The following is a 23,169-nucleotide window of genomic DNA, read 5'->3' as shown; positions in this document are numbered from 1 at the left end:
TCAAGTGGAATTAGGTTTTTCTGTGTAAAAGCAAAATCATCAAAAGGCACTCTTGTTTTTAGAGTAGCCAATCTCTCATACAAAACCACCCATTTTCAAATGTAAAACGCAGAATATGAGAGACATATTCGCTTTTTTGTTAGCCCGTAAGCTTTTTTTTAAACGAGCAAATACCTCATCAAATTTCTCATTCTCTTTAGCAATACGCACCGCATAGCTCTTATAAATTTAAATAATATTATGGTGTCCCCGGCAGGATTCGAACCTGCGACCTCAAAATTAGGAATTTTGCGCTCTATCCTGCTGAGCTACGAGGACAAATAATAAAAAGCGGGGAAGGAAGGGGTGGAAAATTCCACCCAAATTTAACCGTTTCTTTTTTTAATTATCTCTTCAGAAACATTTTTTGGAACCTCATCATAATGATCAAATTCCATAGTATAAGTAGCTCTACCTTGTGTTTGACTTCTAAGATCAGTTGAATAGCCAAACATTTCAGCCATAGGACAAAAAGCGGTGATAACCTTATTTCCGCCTCTTTCGTCCATAGAATTTACTTGTCCTCTTCTTTTATTTAAGTCGCCTATAACATCGCCCATATATTCTTCTGGGGTTTCAACCTCAACTTTCATCATAGGCTCAAGTATAACGGCACCAGCTTTTTTAGCACCCTCTTTAAAACCCATAGAAGCAGCTAGTTTGAAAGCCATTTCAGAGGAATCCACTTCGTGGTAGCTTCCATCATAAACAGTAACCTTTACATCCTCAACAGGATAACCGGCTAAAACACCATTTTGCAAAGCTTCTTGTATGCCTTTATCTACAGCTGGGATATATTCTTTAGGTATAACACCGCCTTTTATATCATTTACAAATTCATAGCCACTTCCAGCTTCCATAGGCTCGATACGTAAAAATACATGACCGTATTGACCTCTACCTCCTGATTGCTTGGCGTATTTGTATTCTTGTTCAACTGTTTTTCTTATTGTTTCTCTGTAAGCAACCTGAGGTTGTCCGACTTCAGCTTCAACCTTAAATTCTCTAAGCATTCTATCTACTATTATTTCAAGATGAAGCTCTCCCATGCCAGCGATGATAGTTTGTCCGCTTTCTTCATCAGTGCTAACCCTAAAGCTAGGATCTTCTTGTGCTAGTTTATTAAGAGCTATAGACATTTTTTCTTGATCAGCTTTAGTTTTAGGTTCAACTGCAACAGATATAACAGGATCTGGAAAATCCATCCTTTCAAGTATAACCTTATCTTTTTCACTTGCTAAAGTATCGCCTGTTAAAGTATCTTTTAATCCTACGACAGCCCCTATTTCTCCAGCATAAAGAATTTTAATTTCTTCTCTTTTATTAGAGTGCATTTTTAAAAGACGTCCAATTCTTTCTTTCTTATCTTTAGTGGAGTTATAAGCATAAGAACCACTTTCTAAACTACCTCTATAAACCCTTATAAAAGTAAGCTGTCCCACAAATGGATCGGTCATTATCTTGAAAGCAAGTGCTGCAAATTCGCCGTCATCAGTTGATTTTACAGATGTTTCTGTGCCGTCTTCATATTCTCCTTTTATATTTGCAACCTCATCAGGAGCTGGCAAATAGGCTATTACAGCATCTAGCAAGGGTTGAACTCCTTTATTTTTAAAGGCAGTTCCACAAAGCATAGGAACCATACTTAAATTTAAACAACCTGCCTTAAGTCCAGCTCTTATCTCATCTATGCTTAGCTCTTCTCCTCCAAGATATTTTTCCATAAGCTCATCAGAAGTTTCGGATACCGCTTCTATCATCTTTGTGCGGTATTCCTCAGCCTTTTCTTTAAGCTCTGCTGGAATTTCTTTTTCTACATAATCTGTAGGCTTTGTATCATCTTCCCAAACCAAGGCTTTCATAGTAACCAAGTCTATAACGCCCTTAAAATCATCTTCTGAACCAATAGGAATTTGTATAGGCACAGGATTTGCTTTAAGTCTAGTTTTTATTTGCTCTTCTACGTTATAGAAATTTGCACCTATTCTGTCCATTTTATTAACGAAAATTATTCTAGGAACGCCGTATTTGTTAGCTTGTCTCCAAACAGTTTCGCTTTGAGGCTGAACTCCTCCAACAGAACAAAACACAGCTACAGCACCGTCTAAAACACGCATAGATCTTTCAACTTCTATGGTGAAATCAACGTGTCCTGGGGTGTCTATAAGATTTATTTGAAAATCTTTCCAAAAACAAGTAGTAGCAGCAGAGGTTATAGTTATACCTCTTTCTTTTTCTTGTTCCATCCAGTCCATTGTAGCAGCACCGTCATGAACTTCGCCTATCTTATGGCTCATACCTGTAAAAAATAAAATTCTTTCGCTAGTGGTAGTTTTTCCAGCATCTATATGAGCTGCTATACCTATATTTCTAACCCTTTTTAATGGAGTGCTTCTTGACATACAAATCCTTTCTTACCATCGATAGTGAGCAAAGGCTTTATTAGCTTCTGCCATTTTATAAGTATCTTCTTTTTTCTTAAATGAAGCACCTTTGCTATTTGCAGCATCTAAAAGTTCTGCGGACAATCTTTCTATCATAGTTCTTTCGCTTCTTTTTCTAGCAAAAGATATTATCCAACGAATAGCCAAAGCTTGTTGTCTAGCAGGACGCACCTCAACAGGCACTTGATAAGTTGCCCCACCAACGCGACGAGATTTAACTTCTAATATAGGTTTTATATTTTCAATAGCCTCATTAAAAACATCTATACCTTTTTTTTCTCCACCTTTTTTATCTATGTTTTCTAAGGCACCGTATAAGATCGAAGTAGCAACACTCTTTTTGCCATCATACATAAGAGCATTTATAAATTTTGTAATTACTTTGCTTGCATAAATCGGATCGGGCAATACTTCCCTAACGGGAGCTTTTCTTCTTCTCATTTATCTTCCTTCAAATTTAAAAATTTTACTCAAACAAAATCAAATCAAGGATTTGTCTGTAATTTTATATTATTTAGCCGCACCTGCTTTAGGTTTTTTGGCACCATACTTAGAACGAGATACAGTTCTTTTTGCAACACCAGCAGTATCAAGCGCACCACGCACTATGTGATATTTAACACCCGGTAAGTCCTTTACCCTACCCCCACGTACTAAAACTATACTATGTTCTTGTAGGTTATGACCTTCACCACCGATGTAGCTAATAACTTCAAAGCCTGAAGTAAGTCTTACTTTGGCAACTTTTCTAAGAGCTGAGTTTGGTTTTTTAGGTGTTGTTGTATAAACCCTAGTGCAAACTCCTCTTCTTTGCGGACAATTCTTAAGCGCTGGAGATTTAGATTTTACTAAAACTTTCTTACGCTCTTTTCTAACCAATTGATTTATGGTTGGCACAGTAATTCCTTTCTTACAAAATTAAAAGCTAGATACTAGCTAAATTTAGCTTAATTTTACTTAAATATTTACGAACATTTGGATATAATGAGATTTTTATAACATAAAAAAGGCTTCATTGTGTTTAATTTAAAAAAAGCTATTATAAAAAAAGAGCTTGAAACTCTGTATTTAAAAGAGTTTATAAGCAAAGATAATTTTGAGAAGATAGTAAAGTATTATGATTTAAAACAAAATAACCACTCCATATATTTAGCCGTAATTGTAGGATTTTTATTTTTAGGCTTATCACTACTTTGCTTAGTAGCTTACAACTGGGAAGATTTATCAAGAGTCTTTCAAACTATATTTTTACTATGCCTTTTGCTTGGAGCTCAAATTTTAAGCTTTGTTTTTAAAAATGAAAATTTAAAGATAGCCTTTGCCTTTTTTAGCTCCTTTGCATTATTGGCAAATATGGCACTACTTTCTCAAATTTATCATCTAGGAGACAATAGCCCTTTAGCTCTTTTACTAACAGCTTTTTGTGCCCTACTTTTAGCCTCACATTTTAACTCTTTTTGGCTTTTTATACAAAGCTACTGTTTTGCTTGTTTATCTTTTACCTTAGCAATTGATAGCCAAGACAGTTTTGTGGCGAATTTTTTTGTTATATTTTTAATCTTGGGCTTTTTAATACAGTTTTTAATGGCTTCAAAAATTCTAGTTTTTATTAATTTTATATTCTTATTTATGTATGCAAATTTTTTATTTTTTGGAGTAAGGCTTTATGATTATGATTTTATGCTAGGTTTTCTTACTTGGTATATTCCATTATTTTTAATAGCCATAAGAGCTAAAAATTATTACAATATATCATATATTACACTAATATTCACCTTGCTTTTTTATAGTTTTAATGTAAAAGATACATTTCTTATTACGCCTTTATTTTCTTTAAATGTGGTTAATATATTGCTAATCTTGCTTTTTTTATTAAATATATATTTTAAAAGATTTTTTATAGCTTTTTTTATATTTGCTATCTTTATTGCAAACTATGTAACATCTGCTCTTTACACATCATACGAGCTTGATATAGTGTATTTTTATTTTTCAGTTTTAGTTCTAAGTCTTGGACTTTATCTGATAAAAATAGATAAAATTTACCTAGGACTCTTTGCTGTGTTTGCTGTGGCTTGTATGAATTTTGTAATTGCAGAAGATTTGTTTAGATCTTTTGTATATCTTGCTATATTTGGCATTTTAACGTTTGTAGTAGCATTTTTTGCAACTTTGTTAAGGAAAAAGAATGAAAAATAAAGGCTTGATTTTACCGTTTGCTTTGCAATTTTTTTTAATAGCTCTTATGTTTATATTGGCTTTTTTACCTGTTTATTTTGGAAAAGAAGTAAAACTTTTAGCAAGTGGATATGATCCTAGAGATTTGTTATCAGGACACTATGTAAGACTTAACTATAATTTAAATTTAAAAGCAGATAGGTATATGGATGGTAAAGAAAAATTTTATGTTAGCTTAAAGCAAGGTGAGAATGGAATTTATACTTTTGACAAACTTTATGAAAACGAAAAACCAAAAGAAGGACTTTTCATAGAAGCAAAAAGGACTTATGGCTTAAATTTAGAATTAAAATACATAAATAAATACTTTGCCACAAAAGAAAGGGCCTTAGAGCTTGAAAGAAAACTTACAGGCACAGAAGTAGTGGTTACTGCAAAAGTATTAGATGGAAAGGCAAGGATAATTAATATAGAATCGCAAATCGGTAATGATAAAGAAGGAGGATTTTCATTAGAATCTAATTAATAAGCCGATCAAATCATATAGCTTTCTACCAATTTTTGCACAAGTAAATTCCACCCATCTACCAAAACAAAAATCAAAAGCTTAAATGGTAAAGAAATCATAACCGGGGGCAGCATCATCATACCCATAGACATTAGCACAGATGATATAACCATATCTATAACCAAAAAAGGTAGGTATATAAGAAAACCTATCTCAAAAGCGGTTTTTAACTCTGAAATTATAAAAGCTGGAACTATTATAGTAAGTGGCACTTCCTCTACCGTTTTTGGATTTGGCAAGTCTCTTATGCGATAAAAAAGAGCTAAATCTTTTTCTCTAGTGTTTTTAAGCATAAAATCCTTAAAAGGACGTGATGCTAAATTAAAAGCCTCCTCATAGCCTATTTGCTCTGCTAAATAAGGCTTTACACCTTCATTGTAAGCTTTTGTGGCAGTTGGCTCCATTATAAAAAAGGTTAATATCAAAGCAAAAGTTACTATTATAGTATTTGGTGGCATAGTAGTTGTGCCAAGAGCTTGTCTTAAAAAAGAAAAAACTATGACTAATCTTAAAAATGATGTCGCAACAAATACTATAGTAGGAGCTAAAGCTAATATAGTCAAAACTATAACTACATTTAAAACTGTAACTAACTGTTGCGGAGTATCTGGAGCACTAAGACTTAAATTTACAGTTGGCACTGTAACTTCTGGTGCGGCAAATAAAAAAGATGATAAAAATAATAATAAAAATAAAATTCTCAAAATAAGTCCATTCTAGCGTTGTTAGGATATGGATTTTAGCAAATTTACACTGAATTTTTGTTAAAACAAAGCAAGTGCTTTTTCATAATCCTCTTTCGTATCTATGCCAATACTTTTTGTTTCTATTTTTAGCATTTTTATTTTTTTACCATTCTCTAAAGCTCTTAACTGCTCCAATTTTTCAGCCTGCTCTAAGGCAGAAGGTAAAAAAGAGCAAAATTCTCTAAGAGATTTAACAGTATAAGCATATATACCCAAATGCCCCTTGAATTTATCCTTAAATTCATCTCTTTCAAATGGAATTTTTGATCTTGAAAAATACAAGGCAAAGGAAGAAGTATCGGTAACTAATTTTACTAAATTAAAATCATCGCACTGCTTACTGGAAATTTCTTTGTAACAAGATGCCATAAAAGCTTCATTAGCAAGGCACTGTTTTGCAAAGTCCTTAAATTTAGCTATATTTTCCTTTTCTATAAAAGGTTCGTCAGCTTGGACATTTATTATTATTTCATCATCATTTAAGCCCAAAATTTCACAAGCTTCGTTTATCCTATCTGTGCCACTTTCGTGTTTTTTAGAGGTCATAACAGCTTTTAATCCGTGTTTTTTAGCTATATTTAAAACTTCTTCATCATCTAAAGCTATGCAAACATCATCTACTTCTTGCATATTTTTAGCAGTTAGCACAAACATAGGAAGACCCTTTAATTCGCACAAAATTTTATTTTCAAATCTTGTAGATTGTAACCTTGCTGGTATTATTATCATTTTTTAATCCATTCTAAAATATTATCTTTCAAGTCTTTGCTTTCATAAATTTTTAATTCATTTTTCTTTTTATCAAAAAGATCCAAAATATCTACTTTTATGCCAATCTCATATCTTTCTGCTATATCTATCATAGCTTCCATTTCACTATGACAAGACGTTCCAAACAATGCCTCATACATACTAGGAGTAAATTTAGTCCATTCAGCAGTAGAACATATAACTTGTGTTTTGTTCTTATCTATAAGTTTAAAACAAGTAGCAGTATGAGGATCTATTATGCTGGTTATAGAAAATTTTTTAATATACTCTTTACACTCTATATCGCTACAAAAGTCTGCTTCAAAATCTTCCTTTAAAGCTTGAAGTTCATCTTCTTTTAGTTGAAAAAAAGAATACTCTTTTAAAGAATCAAAAAGTTCTTTACATCTTTTGTCTCCAAATTTATCAAATATAAGTCTTTCTATATTTGATGATATAAGTATATCCATAGCCGGAGAAATAGTCTTTATAAGCATTCTGCCTCTTAAATCATATTCGCCTTTTGTAAAAAAATCACTTAATATATTATTAGAATTTGAGGCTATTTTTATCTTGTCTATATTAGCTCCCATTTTTTTAGCATAATACGCTGCTAAAGCATTTCCAAAATTACCGCTTGGAACGATAATATCTATAGTTTTATTAAGCTTTAAACTTACATAATAATGATAAATTGTTTGAAATAAAATTCTAGCAAAATTAACAGAATTTGCCACTGATAAACAGTAACCCAATTTAGACAAGCTATCAGAAAAATTTTTATCATTTAAAAGAGTTTTCAAAATATTTTGTGCAGTATCAAAATCTCCACTTATAGGCATAACCTTTAAATTTTTTGCTTGCATAGTATTCATTTGCAATGCCTGAATCTCGCTAGTTCCAAGATGCGGATAGATACAAACAACCTTTATATTATCTTTGTTTTCAAAGGCTTTTAATGTAGCTGGTCCAGTATCGCCGCTAGTTGCACAAAGTATCAAAAATTTTTTGTCTTTACTAAGCTCATCTAACAACACCCCAAAAGGCTGCAAAGCCATATCTTTAAATGCTCTAGTTGGTCCGTGGTAAAGTTCATTTATATAAAGATTCTCACTCGCCTTAAATATATATATAGGACAGTCTTTATCATCAAAATTTTCATAAGAATCCAAAGCTTTTTTAAATACCTCATAATCTACATCAAATTCAAAACTTTGTATAAGCTTTAATGCAAACTGTTTGTAGGATAAATTTTTAAGATCTTTAAGGTTAAATTTAGGCAATGTTTTTGGTGCATATAAAGAATTATCATCTGTGCTAGGGTTTAAAACCGCTTCTTTAAAATCAACCTCTATTTCAGAATTTCTAGTTCTTACAAGCTTCATCAAAATCCTTTAAATATCTTTTTATTTCTTGCTTAAAAGAATCTTTAAGCTCTATGTTAAGCTCTATAATTTGGGTTTTAAAGCCCATATCTTTTACTTTTACAAAATCCTTAACTGTTAGCATAAGTGTATCGCATTTGTGTTTCTCAAGCAAGTTTTTAAGCTCTTCTTTTTTAAATTCATAATGATCTTTAAAAAAATAACAAGCTTTAGCCTTTGCAAAATGTTCGTATAATCTAAATGGTTTAGCAATAGCTGTGATCAAAATGGCTTTTCTATTTTCTTTCGTATAAGAATAAACTATAAAATCTTCATTTTCTTTAGCTATAAAATCAGCTCTTTTCCTAAAAGCTTTAGGGAGTCTGTAAGCTCCACTAGGAAGAACAAAATTAAAATAAGGTTTTATATTATTCTCAAGCAAAATATCAAATTTTTTTATGTAAAATTTAGAAAATGCATCATCAAGCAAGATACAATCTGCCCCTAAATTTTGGGCTTTTAAAATAGCTTTTACTCTATCTTCGCTTACTATCACGGAATTTATATCATCATAAAAAGCATATTCCATAGCCTCATCTGCACTTTCCTTAACAGTGCATTTTATATCATTTTGAATTTTTACTAAAAGTAAGCCTTTGCTTTTTCTTTTGTATCCTCTTAAAATTATAAATACATTTTTAAAACCGCATTCTTTTTTTAAAAAACTAGCTAAGGCTTTGCAAGTAGGTGTTTTTCCGGAACCTCCAACAGTTAAATTTCCAATGCTAATTATGGGAAGTTTAAAATTTTGTTTCTTTATAAAAAATGTATTTAATAAGGCTACACAAAGATACAAAAAAGACAAAGGCAATAAAAGAAAAGATAGAATTTTTTGAAACAAACTAGGATTATAAAAATAGCTATCAAGCCAAGTAGTTTTAAATCTCATTTATATCCGCTATCCTAGGCATTTTTAGCTTAAAAGCATTTTTTTTCATACGAGCTTTAACCATATCAACTAAATTTTTATCAAAATAGCTTAATTCCTTGTTGTTTTCTATAGCCATTAAAACCTCGTCTATCTCTTCATATGAAAAACCTAAATCAAGCTCATCACTCTGCCCATCGTATAAATCCGCACTAGGTGCTTTTTTTATAAAAATATCTGGCACACCCACAAAAGAAGCAAAGGAAAAAATTTCACTTTTATAAAGCTGTGCTATCGGATTAAAAGCGTGAGCTAAATCCCCATATATAGTCCCATATCCTAGTTGTAATTCGCTTTTATTGCTAGTGCCAATTACAAGATAAGACAATAAAGCAGAATAATCATAAAGTAAGCACATTCTAATCCTAGCAGCTAAATTTCCCATACGAATTCTATCTACATCATCGCAAGAAAGAATAAAGCTATCTAAAATACTTTGTATATTTATAAGCTTATGCTTTAAATTTAAGTCTTTACACAGAGATAAAGCATCTTTTAAATTTGCTTCATTTGAACTATTTGTCGGCATTAAAAGTGCAAAAACATTGTCTTTTAAAGCTTTTTTACAAAGACAAGCAACTAATGCAGAATCAAGACCACCGCTAAGTCCTAAAATCACGCCATTTGCACCACTTTCTTTACAATATTTTTCTATGAAATCACAAAGAAAATTTTCTAATTTTTTATAATCTCTCATTTTTTAAGCTTTGATATAATACTTTAATTTTAATATTTTAGTATTTGAGGTTAAACAAATGCAAATAAAAAAACAAGCTTGCGGTGCTTATGCAACAAACTGCTATATATTAAACATAGATGATAAGGATTATATAATCGATCCGGGAGAAAATGCCCTTTCTTTCATAAAAAAAGAAGCTAAAAATCCGGTAGCCATACTCAATACCCACGGGCATTTTGACCACGTTTGGGATAATGAATCTGTAAAACAAGAATTTAAAATACCAATCTACATACACGAAAAAGATGAATTTATGCTAAAAGATCCCTTTAACACAGGGCATAAAAAAAGTCAAGCCGATATTTTAATAAAAGATGAAAATGAGATAGATATACAAGGAATCAAATTTAAATTTTTATTTTTTCCGGGTCATACTCCTGGTTGTTGTATGATAGAACTTGTCGGAGAAAATTTAGCATTTAGTGGGGATTTTTTATTTAGATCTAGTATAGGTAGATACGATTTTGCATATTCTGACGCATCGCTTATGAAAGATAGTTTAGAAAGGGTATTAGAATACGAAAAAAATTTAAGATTACTTCCAGGACACGGAGATGAAACATCTCTTTTTAACGAACATAGAACTATAAAATATTATTTAAGAGCTATATGATGCTAGAAAATTTATACAAATACATAATTTATTATTTAATTGTGCTTTGTATTTTCTCTTTTCTTGGTATGAAATTCGCAAAAAAACACAAGGAAGCACAAGAAGGAAAACAACTAAGACTCAAAAAGCTTTATAAAAATTGTCCTTGTAGAAAAAGTGCTGATAGTGGAATTTTAAGTGTGATATGTATATATAGTGCAGCAGGTGCTTTTATGTTAGCTTTTATAAATATAGGCTTTGTATTTAATTATTCAAAAGATATTTTGCTTATGATAGTTTTAAGTATTTTTTGCTTTTATTTAGGCTGGATACTTAAAAAATAAATTATAAAAAGATCCACCAATACCAAATACCAAATAAACTAACAGTTACAATTCCAACAATGCTAAGCAAAAATCCAAATTTTATCATATCAAAAGCTTTTATGCCTCCTTGGTTGAAAACTATGGCATTAGGAGGGGTGGATATTGGTATCATAAAAGAAAATGAAGCACAAATCGTAAGCAAAAGCATAGTAAGCATTCTATAAGTATCGTCTAAATAATTTGTAGTTGCGACATTGATTATAGGAAGTATTATAGCAATTAGTGCTGTTGTGGAAAGCAAACTAGTAGCTATTATAGCACAAACACTAGCTATAAATGCAAAAAATACAAAAGGCAAATCCGAAAAAAGTGCAAAAAATTTAGCAAAAGCTCCGCCAAGTTCAGCTTGAGAAAAAGCCATAGCTATACAAAAAGACGCTCCAAATAAAAATATCAATTCATAAGGAATGCTTCTTGAATCATTCCAATTTAAAAAACCTATCTTAGGCACAAACATAAGCAAGCCAAATGCTAAAAGTATTAAATTTTCATTAAAACCCAAACCATCGTAAAATGGCTTTATAGGTGAATTTAAAAAAAGAATCAAAAGCAAGGCTGATAAGAAAAATAACAACCTTTTATGCTCCTGCGTTATATTAACTTCTTCAAAAAAAGACAAATCAAGCTCTTTTTTTTCTAAACCTATGCTTAAAATTTTAACCATAGCAAAAAGCATAATAAAAACTAAAGGTAACATCATAAAAATCCAAGTTGTAAAGCTTATACTTGGCATATTTATGCTTTCTAAAAATCCTAAATAAATCAAATTCGCAGGTGAGCTAATCGGGGTAGTAATTCCGCCTATACTGGCTGAAAAAGCAAGAGCTAATAAAAATCTAGTTTTTAAAATTTTATCATCACTTATACTCATAGCAACAGGCAAAAGCAAAAGAGCTACTGTGGAATTAGATAAAGCACTTCCAAGCAAGATGCTAGCAAAGCCTAGAGCATATAAAATCCCTTGCGGTGTCTTTGGAAATTTTGATAAAAAAACCTTTGCTATCAATCTGTGAAGTCCCGTTTTTTCAGTGGCTGCTGCTATCATAAAACCACCCAAAAATAAAAATACTATGGGATTTGCATAGTTTGAAGTAGCTTCTTTTGTGTCAAGTATGCCAAAACTAGGAAATAATATAATCGGTAAAAGCGATACAACGCCTATTGGCAAAGCTTTATTTGTCCAAAGAGTAATTAATATAGCAATAAGTGCTATCAAAATAGATACTTTAACAGAAGCTTCTAGATAAAAAAATACGAAAGAAAAGCCAAAAAAACCAAGAAAAACAGCCATTAAAATACCGAGCAAGGTTTTTACGAAATCACTTCGTTTTCTAGCTCTAGACCTAGCCTTTGCTCTGATTCTTTTTATACTAAATCTTATCAAAATAATTATCCCAAATGATGTTTAAAAAATTATAACTAAACAATGCTTTATACTTCTTAAAAATATTAAGACATTGTAAGCTAAAATTTAATATAATCATAAAGTTAAAAAGGAAATGTTATGAAAAATACAATTATTAAACCAAGAACTTCTTTAGAAAAGATAAATGAATTTAGCAAATCTTTAGGACTTTCAAAAGAGCAACAAACCATTTTGGAAGTTGTTTCTAGTTCTGATAATCAAAAAATTTTAAGCCTTAAAAACGGTAGCTATAACAATCCTGAACCGTGGTTCATCATAGACGAAAATGACGAAGTGCATACTGCTGTATCTATAGCTAGTATAAAGGATATGTTGGAAAATTTAAGGAAACTTAGAAAAGAAAATTTTGAATTACGGCTTGAAAGAGCTATTTTTCAGCAAGTTCCTATAGATTTTAATGATGTGTGGGTAGTCGCAATGGATGAAATAAAAACGCAGATGATGAATGGTGCTAACGATTTTAGCATAGATTTAGACAGTCTGGTCGCAAATATAAAAAAAGAGCACCCAAATTTATTTGTTGATGTGCAAGCTTTTTTAGAACAAAAGAATCAATAATGAAAGACTACAAAGCATTAACTCGATTTAGCAAAGCAGGTCCTAGATATACCTCTTACCCAACCGCTGTTGAATTTAGTTCTAATTTTACTTATGAGGATTACATAAAATCTTTAGCATCTCAAAAAAACGATCTATCTTTGTATGTGCATCTACCTTTTTGTAGGTCTGCTTGTTATTTTTGTGGTTGTAATGTAATTTACACAGCAAAAGAGGAAAGTAAAACTAGGTATTTGGACTTTTTGTTTAAAGAGCTTGAACTTTTACAAAATTTTACAGATACTAAAAGAAAAGTGATTCAGCTACATTTTGGAGGTGGAACTCCAACCTTTTTTTCAGCCAAGCAGCTTGACTCAATAATTAAAAAAATAAAATCCATATTCGTAAATTTCGACGAGAAAGCAGAGCTTAGCTGTGAGATAGACCCTAGATTCTTAAACGAAGAACAAGCAGACATTTTAAGCAAAGAGGGATTTAAAAGAATAAGCTTTGGCGTGCAAGATTTTGATGAAAAGGTGCAAAAAGAAATTCATAGAATACAGTCTTTTGAGCTTACAAAAAAAGCTGTTGAACTTGTAAGGTCAAAAGGTGTTGAATCCGTTAATATAGATTTGATATACGGACTACCTTTTCAAAATTTTGAAAGTTTTTCTAAAACACTTGATAAGGCTTTGCTTTTAAATCCGGATAGACTGGCTATATTTAACTATGCTCATGTTCCGTGGCTTAAGAAAAATATGAGGAAATTTGATGAAAATACTTTGCCAAATGCCTCTGTGAAATTGCAGATTTTAGAGTATTGTGAGAAGTTTTTACTTAAAAATTCTTATGAAATGATAGGAATGGATCATTTCGCAAAAAAAGATGATGAGCTATTTAAAGCCTTAAAAGATGGTTCTTTGCATAGAAATTTTCAAGGATACACGACAAAAGGCGGTGCAAATTTATTAGGCATTGGTCTTACCAGCATAGGAGGAGGAAAAAGATACTACGCACAAAACTACAAGGATATGAAAAGTTATGAAGAAGCTATATCAAATTCTCGTTTGCCATTTGAAAAAGGAATTTATCTAAGTGATGATGATATGCTTAGAAAGGAAGTTATAATGTCTTTAATGTCAAATTTTGCACTTGATATACAAAGCATAGAAGAAAAATTTAATATAGACTTTTTTGAATATTTTGCTGAAAGTTTGAAAGAATTAAAAGAATACAAAGACTTTTACAATATAAGCGATAAAAAAATTATAGTAAATGAAACTGGGGTTTTATTGATAAGAAATATAGCTATGTGCTTTGATGCTTATATGAAAAATATAAGCGATGATAAAAAAGTATTTTCAAAGACTGTATGATGAATTTGCTAGATATAAGTTCAGCCTGTGTTAAGTGTGGCAAGTGCATACCTTCTTGCACTATATATGGTATAAGTAAAGATGAAACACATTCTCCAAGAGGTTTTTTAGACTTAATAGCAGCTCACAAAAATGGTGATTTAAAGCTAAATAAAGATCTAAAAAAAATTTTTGAATCGTGTTTTTTATGCACAAACTGTGTTGAAGCGTGTCCTAGCTCTTTGCGTGTAGATTCTGCAATAGAACAAATTCGCTTTGATATAAATAAAAAAATCGGTATAGCTTGGTATAAAAAACTTGCCTTTTTCCTACTTTCAAATAGAAAGATTATGGATATAGTGGCTAAATTTGGATACATATTTCAAAGTTGTGCCTTTCACATACAAGATAGCGAAAGTAAAAATGAAGGTATGAGAGCTAAATTTTCCTTACCTATGATAAAAAAGGATAGACTTTTAATTTCTCTTTCTAAAAAGAGTTTTTTAAACTCAAACAAAGATTTCATCGATAATGGCGGAGATGAAAGCATAGGTTTTTTTGTGGGTTGCTTAGCAAATTACTCTTATACAAATACCGCACAAAGTGTTTTAGATATAGCTAAAGAGTTGAAAATAAATGTTGATTTGATGAAAGCACAGTCTTGTTGTGGAGCACCGCAATATTTTACAGGAGACTTTAAAAGGGTAGAAGTATTAGCAAAAAAAAATATAGAATATTTTGAAAAAAAACTTGAAAGCTTAAAAGCTATAATAATACCAGAAGCTACTTGCTCTGCAATGATAAGAATCGATTATGAGCACTTTTTTAACAGCATAAACGAAAATGAATGGGCAAAAAGAGCTAAAAAAATTTCATCTAAAATTTTCATAGCTACAAAGTATTTTTATGATTTTACTCCACTAAAAGAATATTTACTAAAAAAATCCAAAAAATCCCTATTAGTAACATATCACGATCCTTGCCACGCAAAAAAAATGCAAGCTTATTACAAGGAAGCAAGAGAGCTTTTAAACACAAGCTATACATTTAAAGAATTATCAGATACTAATTCTTGTTGTGGTTTTGGTGGAGTGAGTATGCAAAGCGAATACTATGATAAATCTCTACAAGTTGGATTAAAAAGAGCTAAACAAATAGATGAAAGTATGGCTGATATAGTGAGTTCAGAATGCTCTGCTTGCAGAATGCAACTTAGCAATTCCTTGCACCAAATAAGTTCCAAAGTTATTTTCAAAAACCCTTTAGAGCTTATTGCTAAGGCTTTAACTTCCTAGCTTTAGCTAGTTTTATAGCCATTTTTACAGCTTGTATATAGCTTTTTGTGCTTGGATTTTTATTTTTATAAGCTATATCAAAAGCGGTGCCGTGATCTACGCTTGTCCTTATTATCGGTAAATTAAGGCTTATATTAACACTTTCATCAAAATAAAGAGCCTTTAAAGGTGCTAAAGCTAAATCGTGATACATGCTTACTAAGCGGTTTGTTTTCTTTAAAGCTTTTGGAGTAAAAGCTGTATCAGCTACTAAAGGTTCGTTTTGATAAAAATTTTGTATATCAAATTTTTTCTCACAGTGATGTAAAAAATCCTCGTTTATAATGAGCTCATCCAGTAAATTCTTTACCTGCGAAAGCTTTTTTTCTTTAAGTAAGATTTTTTCATCACTTATACTTAAATACACATTGCTTATTCTTATGGCTTTTTTTATCTCTTTTTCTTCTCTTCCTCCTATGGTGTTAAAATCGGAGGCGTGGGGATTAAAAGCCAAAACTCCTATATTTTTAAAATGACTTTCCTTGTAAAAATTTATAAAAAAATCACAAAGCTTTTTTACAGTGATTTCTTTGCTTACATCAGCAAGTGCTATGTGTTCGGTAAATAAAGCTACAAAGAGTTTTTCATTTCCAAGCATCATTATGACCTCTTTCTTGAAAAAATCCCGCAAAGCCTGCGTATGACCCTTATAGCTTATATTTGCATCTGCCCAAGCCTTTTTATGTATAGGCATAGTTACTAAAGCAGAAGCTTTTTTTTCTTTTACAAAAAAAGTAGCAGCTTTAAATGAGGCAAAAGAATAAGCTCCGCTGATAGAATTTATGTCGCCTGGTTTTATTTTAAAATTTGTGCTAAATTTTACATTCAAGCTACTTTTAAAAATCGATTTATTAGTTTGTTTTTTAAAAACAACTTTGGCATTATCAGAGAATTCTACTAGATTAAATTTATCTGGAAATTTTAAAGAAAGCTTTTTGCAAGCTTGTTTTAAAAGCTCTTTGTGTATAAAATAATAAGGCTTACAAAGCTTAGATATTTTCTTATGTTCTCTTAATGCTATCTCTACACCTATGCCATTTAAATCCCCTATGCTAATAGCGATTTTTTCTTTCATAAAAGCTCTTTCATTTCTAATATAGCAGCCTTAAAGCCGACAAAAACAGATCTTGCAACTATACTTTGACCTATATTTAACTCAACAATTTCCTTTATCTTTGCTATCTCCTTTACATTCTTATAATTTAGCCCATGTCCAGCTGCCACTTTTAAGCCAATATTATCAGCTTCTTTTGTGGCTATTTTTATCTTTTCAATTTCATCATTTAATAAAAACAAAAGATCTTTTTTTGATAATTTGAATTCTTTTAAAGCGTATGGAGTTTTTAATATATTTGTAAAAATAGCATTATATAAATTTGAAAATTTCCCTGTATGAAGCTCTACAAAATCAGCACCTAAGTCTTTAGCTTGTCTAACATCGTCTAAATTTGGCTCTATAAAAAGGGATAATTCTATATCATTTTCTTTTAAAATTTTTATATTTTCTTTTAAATTTGGTATTTTTAAATTCAAACCGCCTTCAGTTGTAAGCTCTTGTCGTTTTTCTGGAACAAAAGTAAGCCTGAATGGCTTAAATTTTAAAGCTATATCCATCATTTCTTTAGAATTTGCACATTCTAAATTTACAATACTCTTGCAATGTTTTAATATATGTTCTAAATCTTTTTCATTTGTATGTCTTCTGTCTTCTCTTATATGTAAGGTTATTTGATCAGCATATCTTGCCGCTATCATAGCAGCTTCTAGCAAATCTGGATCATCTACCATTCTAGCTTCCCTTAAAACAGCTATGTGGTCTATATTCACTCCTAAAAGCATTTACAAGTCCTTAAAATTTTTAAGTAAAATTATACTCTATTTTAAAAGGAAAAAAAATGATTTTAGGTATGGATTTAGGCTCAAATACACTTAGAGTTGCACTAATGAATGAAAAATTAGACTTGCTTAAAGAATACGAGTATATAATAGGTGCTGCTAAAAATCTATCCAAAAGCAAGAAAATTTCAAAAGAGGCTATATCTCTTTTAAAAAACGCTTTATATGATTTGAAAAATCAAGAAATTGATATGAAAAATGTCAATGCAGTGGCAACCGCAGCTTTTAGAAAAGCTATAAATACGAAAGAAATTTTTGATGAAATATACAGTGAATTCAATATAAAATTTAAAACAATTGACGCAAAAGAAGAAGCTAGGCTTTCTGTATTGGGTATGAAACACGGGCTTTCAAAGCTAGGACTTTATGCTAACAACTTGGCTTACTGCGATTTAGGCGGTGCATCTTGCGAAGTATCATTTAAAAATTTTAGCAAAAGTTTTGATTTTGGAATCATCAGTTTTTATGAAAGAAGCCTTAAATACATATCTAAAAAATATAATGATTTTAATCTAAATACCAAAACAAGAGATAAAAAATTTAAGCTTTATGGACTAATTAAAGATGATAGGCTAAGGGCTATGGCTATATTAGCATTTAAAGAAAGCGCTAATGCAAAAAGTTTTTTAAAAAAATACAAATGCAAAACAGTTATCTTAAATTCAGGCGTTCCAACTGCGATAGTAGCCTTAAAACAAGGGCTTGAATACAGTGAATATCAATCAAGCTTAATAAATGGAAAAGAGTTGTATGCAGGTGATTTTTTGCATTTTGCAATAAAACTTTATAATATGAGTGAAGAAAAAGCTGCCTTATTGCTTGGCAAAAAACGCAAAAATTATATAGTTGCTGGTTGCTTTTTGCTTTATGCTTTATTTGAAAAACAAAAATTAATAGTAATAGATGAAGGCATAAGAGAAGGTCTTTGTATAGATTTTTACAATAAACATAAATAATGCTAAGCCTTATTTTGCTAATCATTTACCATAAAAGCTTAAAAGTAAATAAAAAATACAGTGTTTTTCACAATATTTTCACTATGTGAAAATATTGTGAAAAAATTAATTTTTTTTATACGTTCTTAAGATTCTTTTTCTTCTCTTTCTTCTTAGTTTTAATAAAAACTTGTCTAAAAAGCTAAGCCTTTTTTGTATCTTTTTAAGTCTAAATTTAAGATCCTTTAAGTCCTGCATTTGAATAAAAAGCAAAAGTTTAGAAAAAGCCGTCCTATCTTTTTTGCTATTTTTTTTAAAAATATCCAAAACCTTTGCTTTGTGTTTTATGTTTTCATTCAAAATACTCTCGTCATTGCTATTAAACACTCCATTTTCATTAAAACAGTAAGTGTAAATCACTTCTTTAGAACAAAAAATTTTATTAGCACAGATTAAATTTAAATAATAAAAAAGCAAATCCTCTGCGTAATTTAAATTTTCATTCATATTTACACAGCTAAGTGCCTTTAAAACGTTCTTTTTTCTAAAAAGTTTTGCCCAAACACTGTGATAAAAATGCTTTTGCCTACTTAAAAAATTTAGAAATTCATCTCTTTCATAAATTTTATCTTGCTTTATCTTATAAAATAACTTCTTTTTAGACCTTTGCACAAAAGCTTCAAAACAAAATAAATCAACATCGCTAAATTCTAAAGCCACGTTAAAACAAATTTCACAAGCTTTCTCGCATAAAATATCATCTGCATCAACAAACATAACAAGTTCTGATCTTGCTGATAAAAGCCCTAAATTTCTACTGGCAAATATACCTAATCTTTCGGTATTGTTTATAAATACAAGTCGAGAATCTAAACTAGCTAACTCCTTGACTATACAAGCACCATCATCATCGCTACAGTCATTAAGCACTATAAGTTCTATATCTTTTAAGCTTTGATTTAAACAGCTTGAGATGCTTTTTCTTAAGGTTTTAGCACAGTTTCTAAAAGGCATTATTATAGATATTTTTGGTTTATAACAGTGTTTTATCATAAAATTTAATTTAAATCAAAAGATTAAATGATAAAATAACACATCATAAATAAAGGTTAAATAATGCAAACTTCACCTAAACTTTTTTTAAATAGAGAGCTTTCTTGGCTAAAATTTAATACTCGTGTGTTAGATCAGTGCAGCAATGATATACCACTACTTGAAAAGCTCAAATTTATAGCTATTTATTGCACAAATTTAGATGAGTTTTATATGATAAGGGTTGCTGGGCTTAAAAAATTATTTGCAGCCGGTGTAAATACTAGCGGAGATGATGAGCTTTCGCCTTTAACGCAACTCAAAGAAATAAGAAAATATATAAGAGAAGAGCAACCTCTACTAGAAAAATACTTTAACGAAATTTTAGAAGATTTAAAAAAAGAAAATTGCCATATAAAAGCCTATGAAGAATTAAGTGAAGATTTGCAAAAAAAATGTGATGATTTTTTCTTTTCTAATATACTTGCTTTAATAGTCCCAATAGCTGTTGATGCTACGCACCCATTTCCGCATTTAAACAATCTTTCTTTCGCACTCGCAGTTAAGCTTTGCGATAGTTTAAATGAAGATGTTATTAAATTTGGAATGATTAGAATTCCAAGACTATTGCCTAGATTTTATGCGGTAAGCTCAAATGTCTATGTAACAATAGAAAGTATAGTAAAAAAACACGCAGAAGATATATTTCCCGGATATAAACTGCTTTCATCAGCAGCTTTTAGAGTAACTAGAAATGCTGATATAGATATAGAAGAGGAAGAAGCGGATGATTTTATGTTGCTTTTAGAGCAAGGTTTAAAGCTTAGAAGAAAAGGTGCTTTTGTCCGTCTTCAAATTCAAAAAGATGCAGATGAACAAATAAAAGAATTTTTATCAAATAATATGAAAATTTTTCCAAAAGATATATATGAATACTCTATTTTGCTAAATTTATCAACGCTATGGCAAATAGTTTCTAATAAAGACTTTGCACACTTGTTACTGCCTCACTACACACCAAAAACACTACACCCTTTCAATGAAAATTTATCCGCATTTGAGGTGATAGATAAAGAAGATGTGCTAATTTTCCAACCTTACGAAAGTTTTGATCCTGTTTATAAACTTATAAAAGAAGCTTGTAAAGATAATGATGTAATCTCCATAAGAATGACACTTTACAGAGTGGAAAAAAATTCAAAAATCGTTCAAGCCTTAATAGACGCAGCAAATGACGGCAAGCAAGTAACTGTAATGGTTGAACTTAAAGCTAGATTTGATGAAGAAAACAATCTTCACTGGGCAAAAGCCTTAGAAGATGCTGGGGCACATGTTATCTACGGGATAGCCGGCTTTAAAGTGCATGCAAAAATTTGTCAAATCATAAAAAGGGAAAATGATAAATTAAAATTTTATATGCATCTAAGCACGGGAAATTACAATGCTAGCACTGCTAGAATTTACACAGATGTTAGCTATTTTACAAGTAGAATAGACTTTGCACAAGATAGCACGATATTTTTTCACATACTATCTGGATTTAGCAAAACAAAAAGACTATCCACGCTTTCTATGAGTCCTGGACAAATAAAAGAAAATATCATAAAAATGATAAGGGTAGAAGCTAGCAAAGGCAAAGAAGGTGCAATAATAGCAAAGATGAATTCGTTAGTTGATAGCGATGTTATAAAAGCCCTTTATGAAGCGTCTAAAGCTGGGGTAAAAATAGATTTAATAATAAGAGGAATTTGCTGCTTAAAACCAAATTTATCATTTAGTAAAAACATAAAGGTAAGAAGCATAATAGGAAAATACCTAGAACACGCTAGAATTTTTTATTTCAAACATAGTGAGCCAAATTATTTTATATCAAGTGCTGATTGGATGCCTAGAAACTTAGATAGAAGGCTTGAGCTAATGACTCCTATTTTTGATGAAAAATCAAGAGCTAAGTTGGCTCAAATTTTAAAACTTCAGCTTGAAGATAATGAACTAGCTTACGAGCTTGATAGCGAAGGAAATTATCATAAAGTAAAAAAACAAAGTCAAGCAAAAGGTCTAAACAGTCAATACAAATTAGAAGAATACATAAATAAAATTTACAAAGTTATGACAAAGACGCCGGGGCAAAACAGAGCGGATTATCTAAGCTCAAAACTTTTTAAAGAAAACTAATACCTTAAGTAAGGCTTAAGTTGTCTTAGATTAAAATCTTGGACTTGATTATAAAGGTATATAGCTTATGCAAAAGTATGTTTTTACGTTTATTTTTGGAATTTTAGTTGGAATTTGTATTTCTTCTGTGCCAGCATTCAAAGAAGAAAGCACTATACTATCTCACGTATTTTACGGACTTTTAGCAGCCTTTGCATTTTATTACATTAGTTTTAGAAAAATAGATTTTGATGACTTAAGACTTTATGTAAGCTGTTTTTTGTATTTCATAGCAAGTATAGGAATATATGATGTTTTAAATTCTAATAATGCAAATTTGCTTATATATATAGCTATATATCTTCTAGGTTCTATTCCTTTTGGTTTGCTTATAGCAAAAATGTTTGCAAATGTTGATATACAGAAAGTAGGTAGCAATAGCATAGGTGCTACAAATGTTTTAAGAACCATAAAACAACAAGATGAAAAACTTGCGAAAAAGCTCGCTTTGGCTACTTTGATATTAGACTTTTTAAAAGCTTTTTTACCTATAATCATAGCTAAATTATTAGGATGCAATGATTCTTTTCTTTGGAGTATAGGTTTTTTTGCTGTGCTTGGGCATTGTTTTTCTTTTTATTTAGCACTTGACGGTGGAAAAGGAGTGGCTACAGGTGCTGGAGTTATGGCAGCACTTTTACCTATAGAGCTATTAGTATCTTTTTGTGTTTGGTTTATAGTTTTAAAAATTTCTAAAATTTCGTCTTTATCATCGCTGTGTGCGGCTTTATGTTTTATAATCTTATCATTTATAATCCACAAAGATATGAGTATCAACACACACGCACCAGTGATTTTGATTTGTCTTATAGTGTTTTATAAGCATATACCTAACATAAAAAGGCTCGTATTTAAAGAAGAGAAAAAAGTTTTATAAGTAATTATTAAATTTTTTTTAAACTTTTTTGAATATTTACTTAAACTGTGATATTATAGTGATAAATTAATTATTTAAATTATGAGGCTTAAGATGAGAATTTTAGTTATAGAAGAAGACTTATCTCTTAACAAAGCGATAGTAAGTAATCTAAATGAGTTAGGATACCAAACAGATTCTTCTGAAAATTTCAAAGATGGAGAATATTACATAGGTATAAGACACTATGATTTAGTTATAGTTAGCTGGAATTTACCGGATGGAGATGGGTCTGATATAATAAATACAATAAAACAAAAATCTCCAAGAACAGTCGTTATAATCACTTCCTCAAAAAATGAAGTTGAAGATGAAATAAAAGCTTTAAAATGCGGTGCTGATGATTATGTAAAAAAGAATGCGAATTTCGACGTGCTTTTAACAAGAATAGAAATAAGACTTCGTATGGGTGGCTCTAATGTCATAAAAATAAATGAGCTAACCATAAATCCAGATGAAGAAAAAATAACATATAAGGGGCAAGATATAGAGTTAAAGGGAAAGCCATTTGAGGTATTAGCCCATTTAGCAAGGCATTCTGATCAAATAGTATCTAAAGAACAACTATTAGACGCTATATGGGAAGAACCTGAACTAGTTACACCAAATGTAATAGAAGTAGCAATTAATCAAATCAGACAAAAGATGGACAAACCTCTTAATATCTCCACAATAGAAACCGTACGCAGAAGGGGATACCGTTTTTGCTATCCTAAAAAATAAAAGATAA

Annotated in this window: 24 protein-coding genes and 1 tRNA gene; 11 read left to right on the top strand and 14 right to left on the bottom strand. The window is 30.6% G+C overall.

The window, feature by feature from the left end; genetic code table 11:
• Positions 1-75 precede the first annotated feature (75 nt).
• The 5 genes from Q0J35_RS01075 to rpsL form a co-directional block, all read right to left on the bottom strand.
• Positions 76-210: a hypothetical protein gene (locus Q0J35_RS01075; protein WP_297192197.1), complete on the bottom strand. Its 135-nt coding sequence runs from the start codon at positions 208-210 to the stop codon at positions 76-78.
• Between the two features lie 31 nt (positions 211-241).
• Positions 242-318, bottom strand: a tRNA-Arg gene (locus tag Q0J35_RS01070).
• A 47-nt stretch (positions 319-365) separates the two neighbouring features.
• Positions 366-2,441, bottom strand: coding sequence for an elongation factor G (gene fusA, locus Q0J35_RS01065; protein ID WP_297192195.1), 2,076 nt, complete (start codon positions 2,439-2,441; stop codon positions 366-368).
• A 12-nt stretch (positions 2,442-2,453) separates the two neighbouring features.
• Complete coding sequence (rpsG, locus tag Q0J35_RS01060) at positions 2,454-2,924, bottom strand: 30S ribosomal protein S7 (RefSeq protein WP_297192193.1); 471 nt, start codon at positions 2,922-2,924, stop codon at positions 2,454-2,456.
• A 69-nt stretch (positions 2,925-2,993) separates the two neighbouring features.
• Positions 2,994-3,380: a 30S ribosomal protein S12 gene (gene rpsL, locus Q0J35_RS01055; RefSeq protein WP_094325235.1), complete on the bottom strand. Its 387-nt coding sequence runs from the start codon at positions 3,378-3,380 to the stop codon at positions 2,994-2,996.
• Positions 3,381-3,500: 120 nt separating this feature from the next.
• Between rpsL and Q0J35_RS01050 the strand changes: the two genes are divergently transcribed.
• Positions 3,501-4,682 (top strand): DUF2157 domain-containing protein, encoded by a 1,182-nt coding sequence (locus Q0J35_RS01050; RefSeq protein ID WP_297192188.1) that lies wholly within the window; start codon positions 3,501-3,503, stop codon positions 4,680-4,682.
• A complete protein-coding gene (locus Q0J35_RS01045) occupies positions 4,672-5,187 on the top strand; it encodes a GDYXXLXY domain-containing protein (protein ID WP_297192186.1) in 516 nt (171 codons plus the stop codon). The genes Q0J35_RS01050 and Q0J35_RS01045 overlap by 11 nt, the downstream gene beginning before the upstream one ends.
• Before the next feature lie 8 nt (positions 5,188-5,195).
• Here the strand turns inward: Q0J35_RS01045 and fliP are convergent, their stop codons facing one another.
• From fliP to Q0J35_RS01020, 5 genes are read right to left on the bottom strand one after another with little or no spacing between them, the layout of a single operon-like run.
• Entirely contained in the window at positions 5,196-5,933 is a 738-nt protein-coding gene (gene fliP / locus Q0J35_RS01040; RefSeq protein WP_297192184.1) for a flagellar type III secretion system pore protein FliP, read from the bottom strand.
• Positions 5,934-5,993: 60 nt separating this feature from the next.
• Positions 5,994-6,704 (bottom strand): 3-deoxy-manno-octulosonate cytidylyltransferase, encoded by a 711-nt coding sequence (gene kdsB / locus Q0J35_RS01035; protein ID WP_297192182.1) that lies wholly within the window; start codon positions 6,702-6,704, stop codon positions 5,994-5,996.
• Positions 6,701-8,110: a threonine synthase gene (gene thrC / locus Q0J35_RS01030; RefSeq protein ID WP_297192181.1), complete on the bottom strand. Its 1,410-nt coding sequence runs from the start codon at positions 8,108-8,110 to the stop codon at positions 6,701-6,703. The genes kdsB and thrC overlap by 4 nt, the downstream gene beginning before the upstream one ends.
• Positions 8,091-9,038 (bottom strand): tetraacyldisaccharide 4'-kinase, encoded by a 948-nt coding sequence (locus Q0J35_RS01025; protein ID WP_297192179.1) that lies wholly within the window; start codon positions 9,036-9,038, stop codon positions 8,091-8,093. The genes thrC and Q0J35_RS01025 overlap by 20 nt, the downstream gene beginning before the upstream one ends.
• Positions 9,028-9,774, bottom strand: a complete 747-nt coding sequence (locus tag Q0J35_RS01020; protein WP_297192178.1) for an NAD+ synthase — start codon at positions 9,772-9,774, stop codon at positions 9,028-9,030. The genes Q0J35_RS01025 and Q0J35_RS01020 overlap by 11 nt, the downstream gene beginning before the upstream one ends.
• 58 nt (positions 9,775-9,832) lie before the next feature.
• Between Q0J35_RS01020 and Q0J35_RS01015 the strand changes: the two genes are divergently transcribed.
• Together Q0J35_RS01015 and Q0J35_RS01010 are read left to right on the top strand one after the other, a co-directional pair.
• Positions 9,833-10,429 carry an MBL fold metallo-hydrolase gene (locus Q0J35_RS01015; protein WP_297192176.1) on the top strand — a complete coding sequence of 199 codons (597 nt, stop codon included), beginning with the start codon at positions 9,833-9,835 and terminating at the stop codon, positions 10,427-10,429.
• On the top strand, positions 10,429-10,752 hold the full coding sequence (locus tag Q0J35_RS01010; RefSeq protein WP_297192174.1) for a hypothetical protein: 324 nt from the start codon (positions 10,429-10,431) through the stop codon (positions 10,750-10,752). The genes Q0J35_RS01015 and Q0J35_RS01010 overlap by 1 nt, the downstream gene beginning before the upstream one ends.
• 1 nt (position 10,753) lies before the next feature.
• Here the strand turns inward: Q0J35_RS01010 and Q0J35_RS01005 are convergent, their stop codons facing one another.
• On the bottom strand, positions 10,754-12,178 hold the full coding sequence (locus Q0J35_RS01005) for an SLC13 family permease (RefSeq protein WP_363315689.1): 1,425 nt from the start codon (positions 12,176-12,178) through the stop codon (positions 10,754-10,756).
• 120 nt (positions 12,179-12,298) lie between these two features.
• Here Q0J35_RS01005 and Q0J35_RS01000 point away from each other — a divergent pair, with 120 nt between their 5' ends.
• The 3 genes from Q0J35_RS01000 to Q0J35_RS00990 are packed head-to-tail and all read left to right on the top strand — an operon-like array spanning position 12,299 to position 15,407.
• The gene (locus tag Q0J35_RS01000; protein WP_297192172.1) at positions 12,299-12,778 is read left to right on the top strand and encodes a DUF2603 domain-containing protein; all 480 of its coding nucleotides are present in this window, start codon (positions 12,299-12,301) and stop codon (positions 12,776-12,778) included.
• A complete protein-coding gene (hemN, locus tag Q0J35_RS00995) occupies positions 12,778-14,133 on the top strand; it encodes an oxygen-independent coproporphyrinogen III oxidase (protein ID WP_297192170.1) in 1,356 nt (451 codons plus the stop codon). The genes Q0J35_RS01000 and hemN overlap by 1 nt, the downstream gene beginning before the upstream one ends.
• Positions 14,133-15,407, top strand: a complete 1,275-nt coding sequence (locus tag Q0J35_RS00990; protein WP_297192817.1) for a (Fe-S)-binding protein — start codon at positions 14,133-14,135, stop codon at positions 15,405-15,407. Before hemN ends, Q0J35_RS00990 begins: the two co-directional genes overlap by 1 nt.
• Here the strand turns inward: Q0J35_RS00990 and pdxA are convergent.
• Entirely contained in the window at positions 15,388-16,521 is a 1,134-nt protein-coding gene (pdxA, locus tag Q0J35_RS00985; protein WP_297192168.1) for a 4-hydroxythreonine-4-phosphate dehydrogenase, read from the bottom strand. The genes Q0J35_RS00990 and pdxA overlap by 20 nt on opposite strands.
• A complete protein-coding gene (locus Q0J35_RS00980; protein WP_297192167.1) occupies positions 16,518-17,285 on the bottom strand; it encodes a pyridoxine 5'-phosphate synthase in 768 nt (255 codons plus the stop codon). Before Q0J35_RS00980 ends, pdxA begins: the two co-directional genes overlap by 4 nt.
• A gap of 59 nt (positions 17,286-17,344) precedes the next feature.
• On the opposite strand from Q0J35_RS00980, the gene Q0J35_RS00975 reads away from it, so the two are divergent.
• The gene (locus Q0J35_RS00975) at positions 17,345-18,298 is read left to right on the top strand and encodes a Ppx/GppA family phosphatase (RefSeq protein ID WP_297192816.1); all 954 of its coding nucleotides are present in this window, start codon (positions 17,345-17,347) and stop codon (positions 18,296-18,298) included.
• 105 nt (positions 18,299-18,403) lie between these two features.
• On the opposite strand, the gene Q0J35_RS00970 is transcribed toward Q0J35_RS00975, so the two are convergent.
• Entirely contained in the window at positions 18,404-19,330 is a 927-nt protein-coding gene (locus tag Q0J35_RS00970) for a glycosyltransferase family A protein (RefSeq protein WP_297192165.1), read from the bottom strand.
• A gap of 63 nt (positions 19,331-19,393) precedes the next feature.
• Between Q0J35_RS00970 and Q0J35_RS00965 the strand changes: the two genes are divergently transcribed.
• The 3 genes from Q0J35_RS00965 to hsrA all read left to right on the top strand — a co-directional run bounded on the left by Q0J35_RS00965 (position 19,394) and on the right by hsrA (position 23,162).
• On the top strand, positions 19,394-21,484 hold the full coding sequence (locus tag Q0J35_RS00965; RefSeq protein ID WP_297192163.1) for an RNA degradosome polyphosphate kinase: 2,091 nt from the start codon (positions 19,394-19,396) through the stop codon (positions 21,482-21,484).
• A 283-nt stretch (positions 21,485-21,767) separates the two neighbouring features.
• Positions 21,768-22,400 (top strand): glycerol-3-phosphate 1-O-acyltransferase PlsY, encoded by a 633-nt coding sequence (plsY, locus tag Q0J35_RS00960; RefSeq protein WP_297192815.1) that lies wholly within the window; start codon positions 21,768-21,770, stop codon positions 22,398-22,400.
• 93 nt (positions 22,401-22,493) lie between these two features.
• Positions 22,494-23,162 carry a homeostatic response regulator transcription factor HsrA gene (gene hsrA, locus Q0J35_RS00955; protein ID WP_297192161.1) on the top strand — a complete coding sequence of 223 codons (669 nt, stop codon included), beginning with the start codon at positions 22,494-22,496 and terminating at the stop codon, positions 23,160-23,162.
• Positions 23,163-23,169 lie beyond the last annotated feature (7 nt).

Source organism: uncultured Campylobacter sp., assembly GCF_944323605.1.
Lineage (GTDB): Bacteria > Campylobacterota > Campylobacteria > Campylobacterales > Campylobacteraceae > Campylobacter_D.
Note: the sequence above shows the minus strand (reverse complement) of the source record. Positions and strands in the feature narration are given on the sequence as shown.

What these genes read in the sequence shown, in the direction of transcription:
- fusA (WP_297192195.1), bottom strand. Translation starts at nt 2,441, where the DNA reads ATGTCAAGAAGCACTCCATTAAAAAGGGTTAGAAATATAGGTATAGCA.
- rpsG (WP_297192193.1), bottom strand. Translation starts at nt 2,924, where the DNA reads ATGAGAAGAAGAAAAGCTCCCGTTAGGGAAGTATTGCCCGATCCGATT.
- Q0J35_RS01045 (WP_297192186.1), top strand. Translation starts at nt 4,672, where the DNA reads ATGAAAAATAAAGGCTTGATTTTACCGTTTGCTTTGCAATTTTTTTTA.
- kdsB (WP_297192182.1), bottom strand. Translation starts at nt 6,704, where the DNA reads ATGATAATAATACCAGCAAGGTTACAATCTACAAGATTTGAAAATAAA.
- thrC (WP_297192181.1), bottom strand. Translation starts at nt 8,110, where the DNA reads ATGAAGCTTGTAAGAACTAGAAATTCTGAAATAGAGGTTGATTTTAAA.
- Q0J35_RS01025 (WP_297192179.1), bottom strand. Translation starts at nt 9,038, where the DNA reads ATGAGATTTAAAACTACTTGGCTTGATAGCTATTTTTATAATCCTAGT.
- Q0J35_RS01020 (WP_297192178.1), bottom strand. Translation starts at nt 9,774, where the DNA reads ATGAGAGATTATAAAAAATTAGAAAATTTTCTTTGTGATTTCATAGAA.
- Q0J35_RS01015 (WP_297192176.1), top strand. Translation starts at nt 9,833, where the DNA reads ATGCAAATAAAAAAACAAGCTTGCGGTGCTTATGCAACAAACTGCTAT.
- Q0J35_RS01010 (WP_297192174.1), top strand. Translation starts at nt 10,429, where the DNA reads ATGCTAGAAAATTTATACAAATACATAATTTATTATTTAATTGTGCTT.
- Q0J35_RS01000 (WP_297192172.1), top strand. Translation starts at nt 12,299, where the DNA reads ATGAAAAATACAATTATTAAACCAAGAACTTCTTTAGAAAAGATAAAT.
- hemN (WP_297192170.1), top strand. Translation starts at nt 12,778, where the DNA reads ATGAAAGACTACAAAGCATTAACTCGATTTAGCAAAGCAGGTCCTAGA.
- Q0J35_RS00990 (WP_297192817.1), top strand. Translation starts at nt 14,133, where the DNA reads ATGAATTTGCTAGATATAAGTTCAGCCTGTGTTAAGTGTGGCAAGTGC.
- pdxA (WP_297192168.1), bottom strand. Translation starts at nt 16,521, where the DNA reads ATGAAAGAAAAAATCGCTATTAGCATAGGGGATTTAAATGGCATAGGT.
- Q0J35_RS00980 (WP_297192167.1), bottom strand. Translation starts at nt 17,285, where the DNA reads ATGCTTTTAGGAGTGAATATAGACCACATAGCTGTTTTAAGGGAAGCT.
- Q0J35_RS00970 (WP_297192165.1), bottom strand. Translation starts at nt 19,330, where the DNA reads ATGATAAAACACTGTTATAAACCAAAAATATCTATAATAATGCCTTTT.
- Q0J35_RS00965 (WP_297192163.1), top strand. Translation starts at nt 19,394, where the DNA reads ATGCAAACTTCACCTAAACTTTTTTTAAATAGAGAGCTTTCTTGGCTA.
- hsrA (WP_297192161.1), top strand. Translation starts at nt 22,494, where the DNA reads ATGAGAATTTTAGTTATAGAAGAAGACTTATCTCTTAACAAAGCGATA.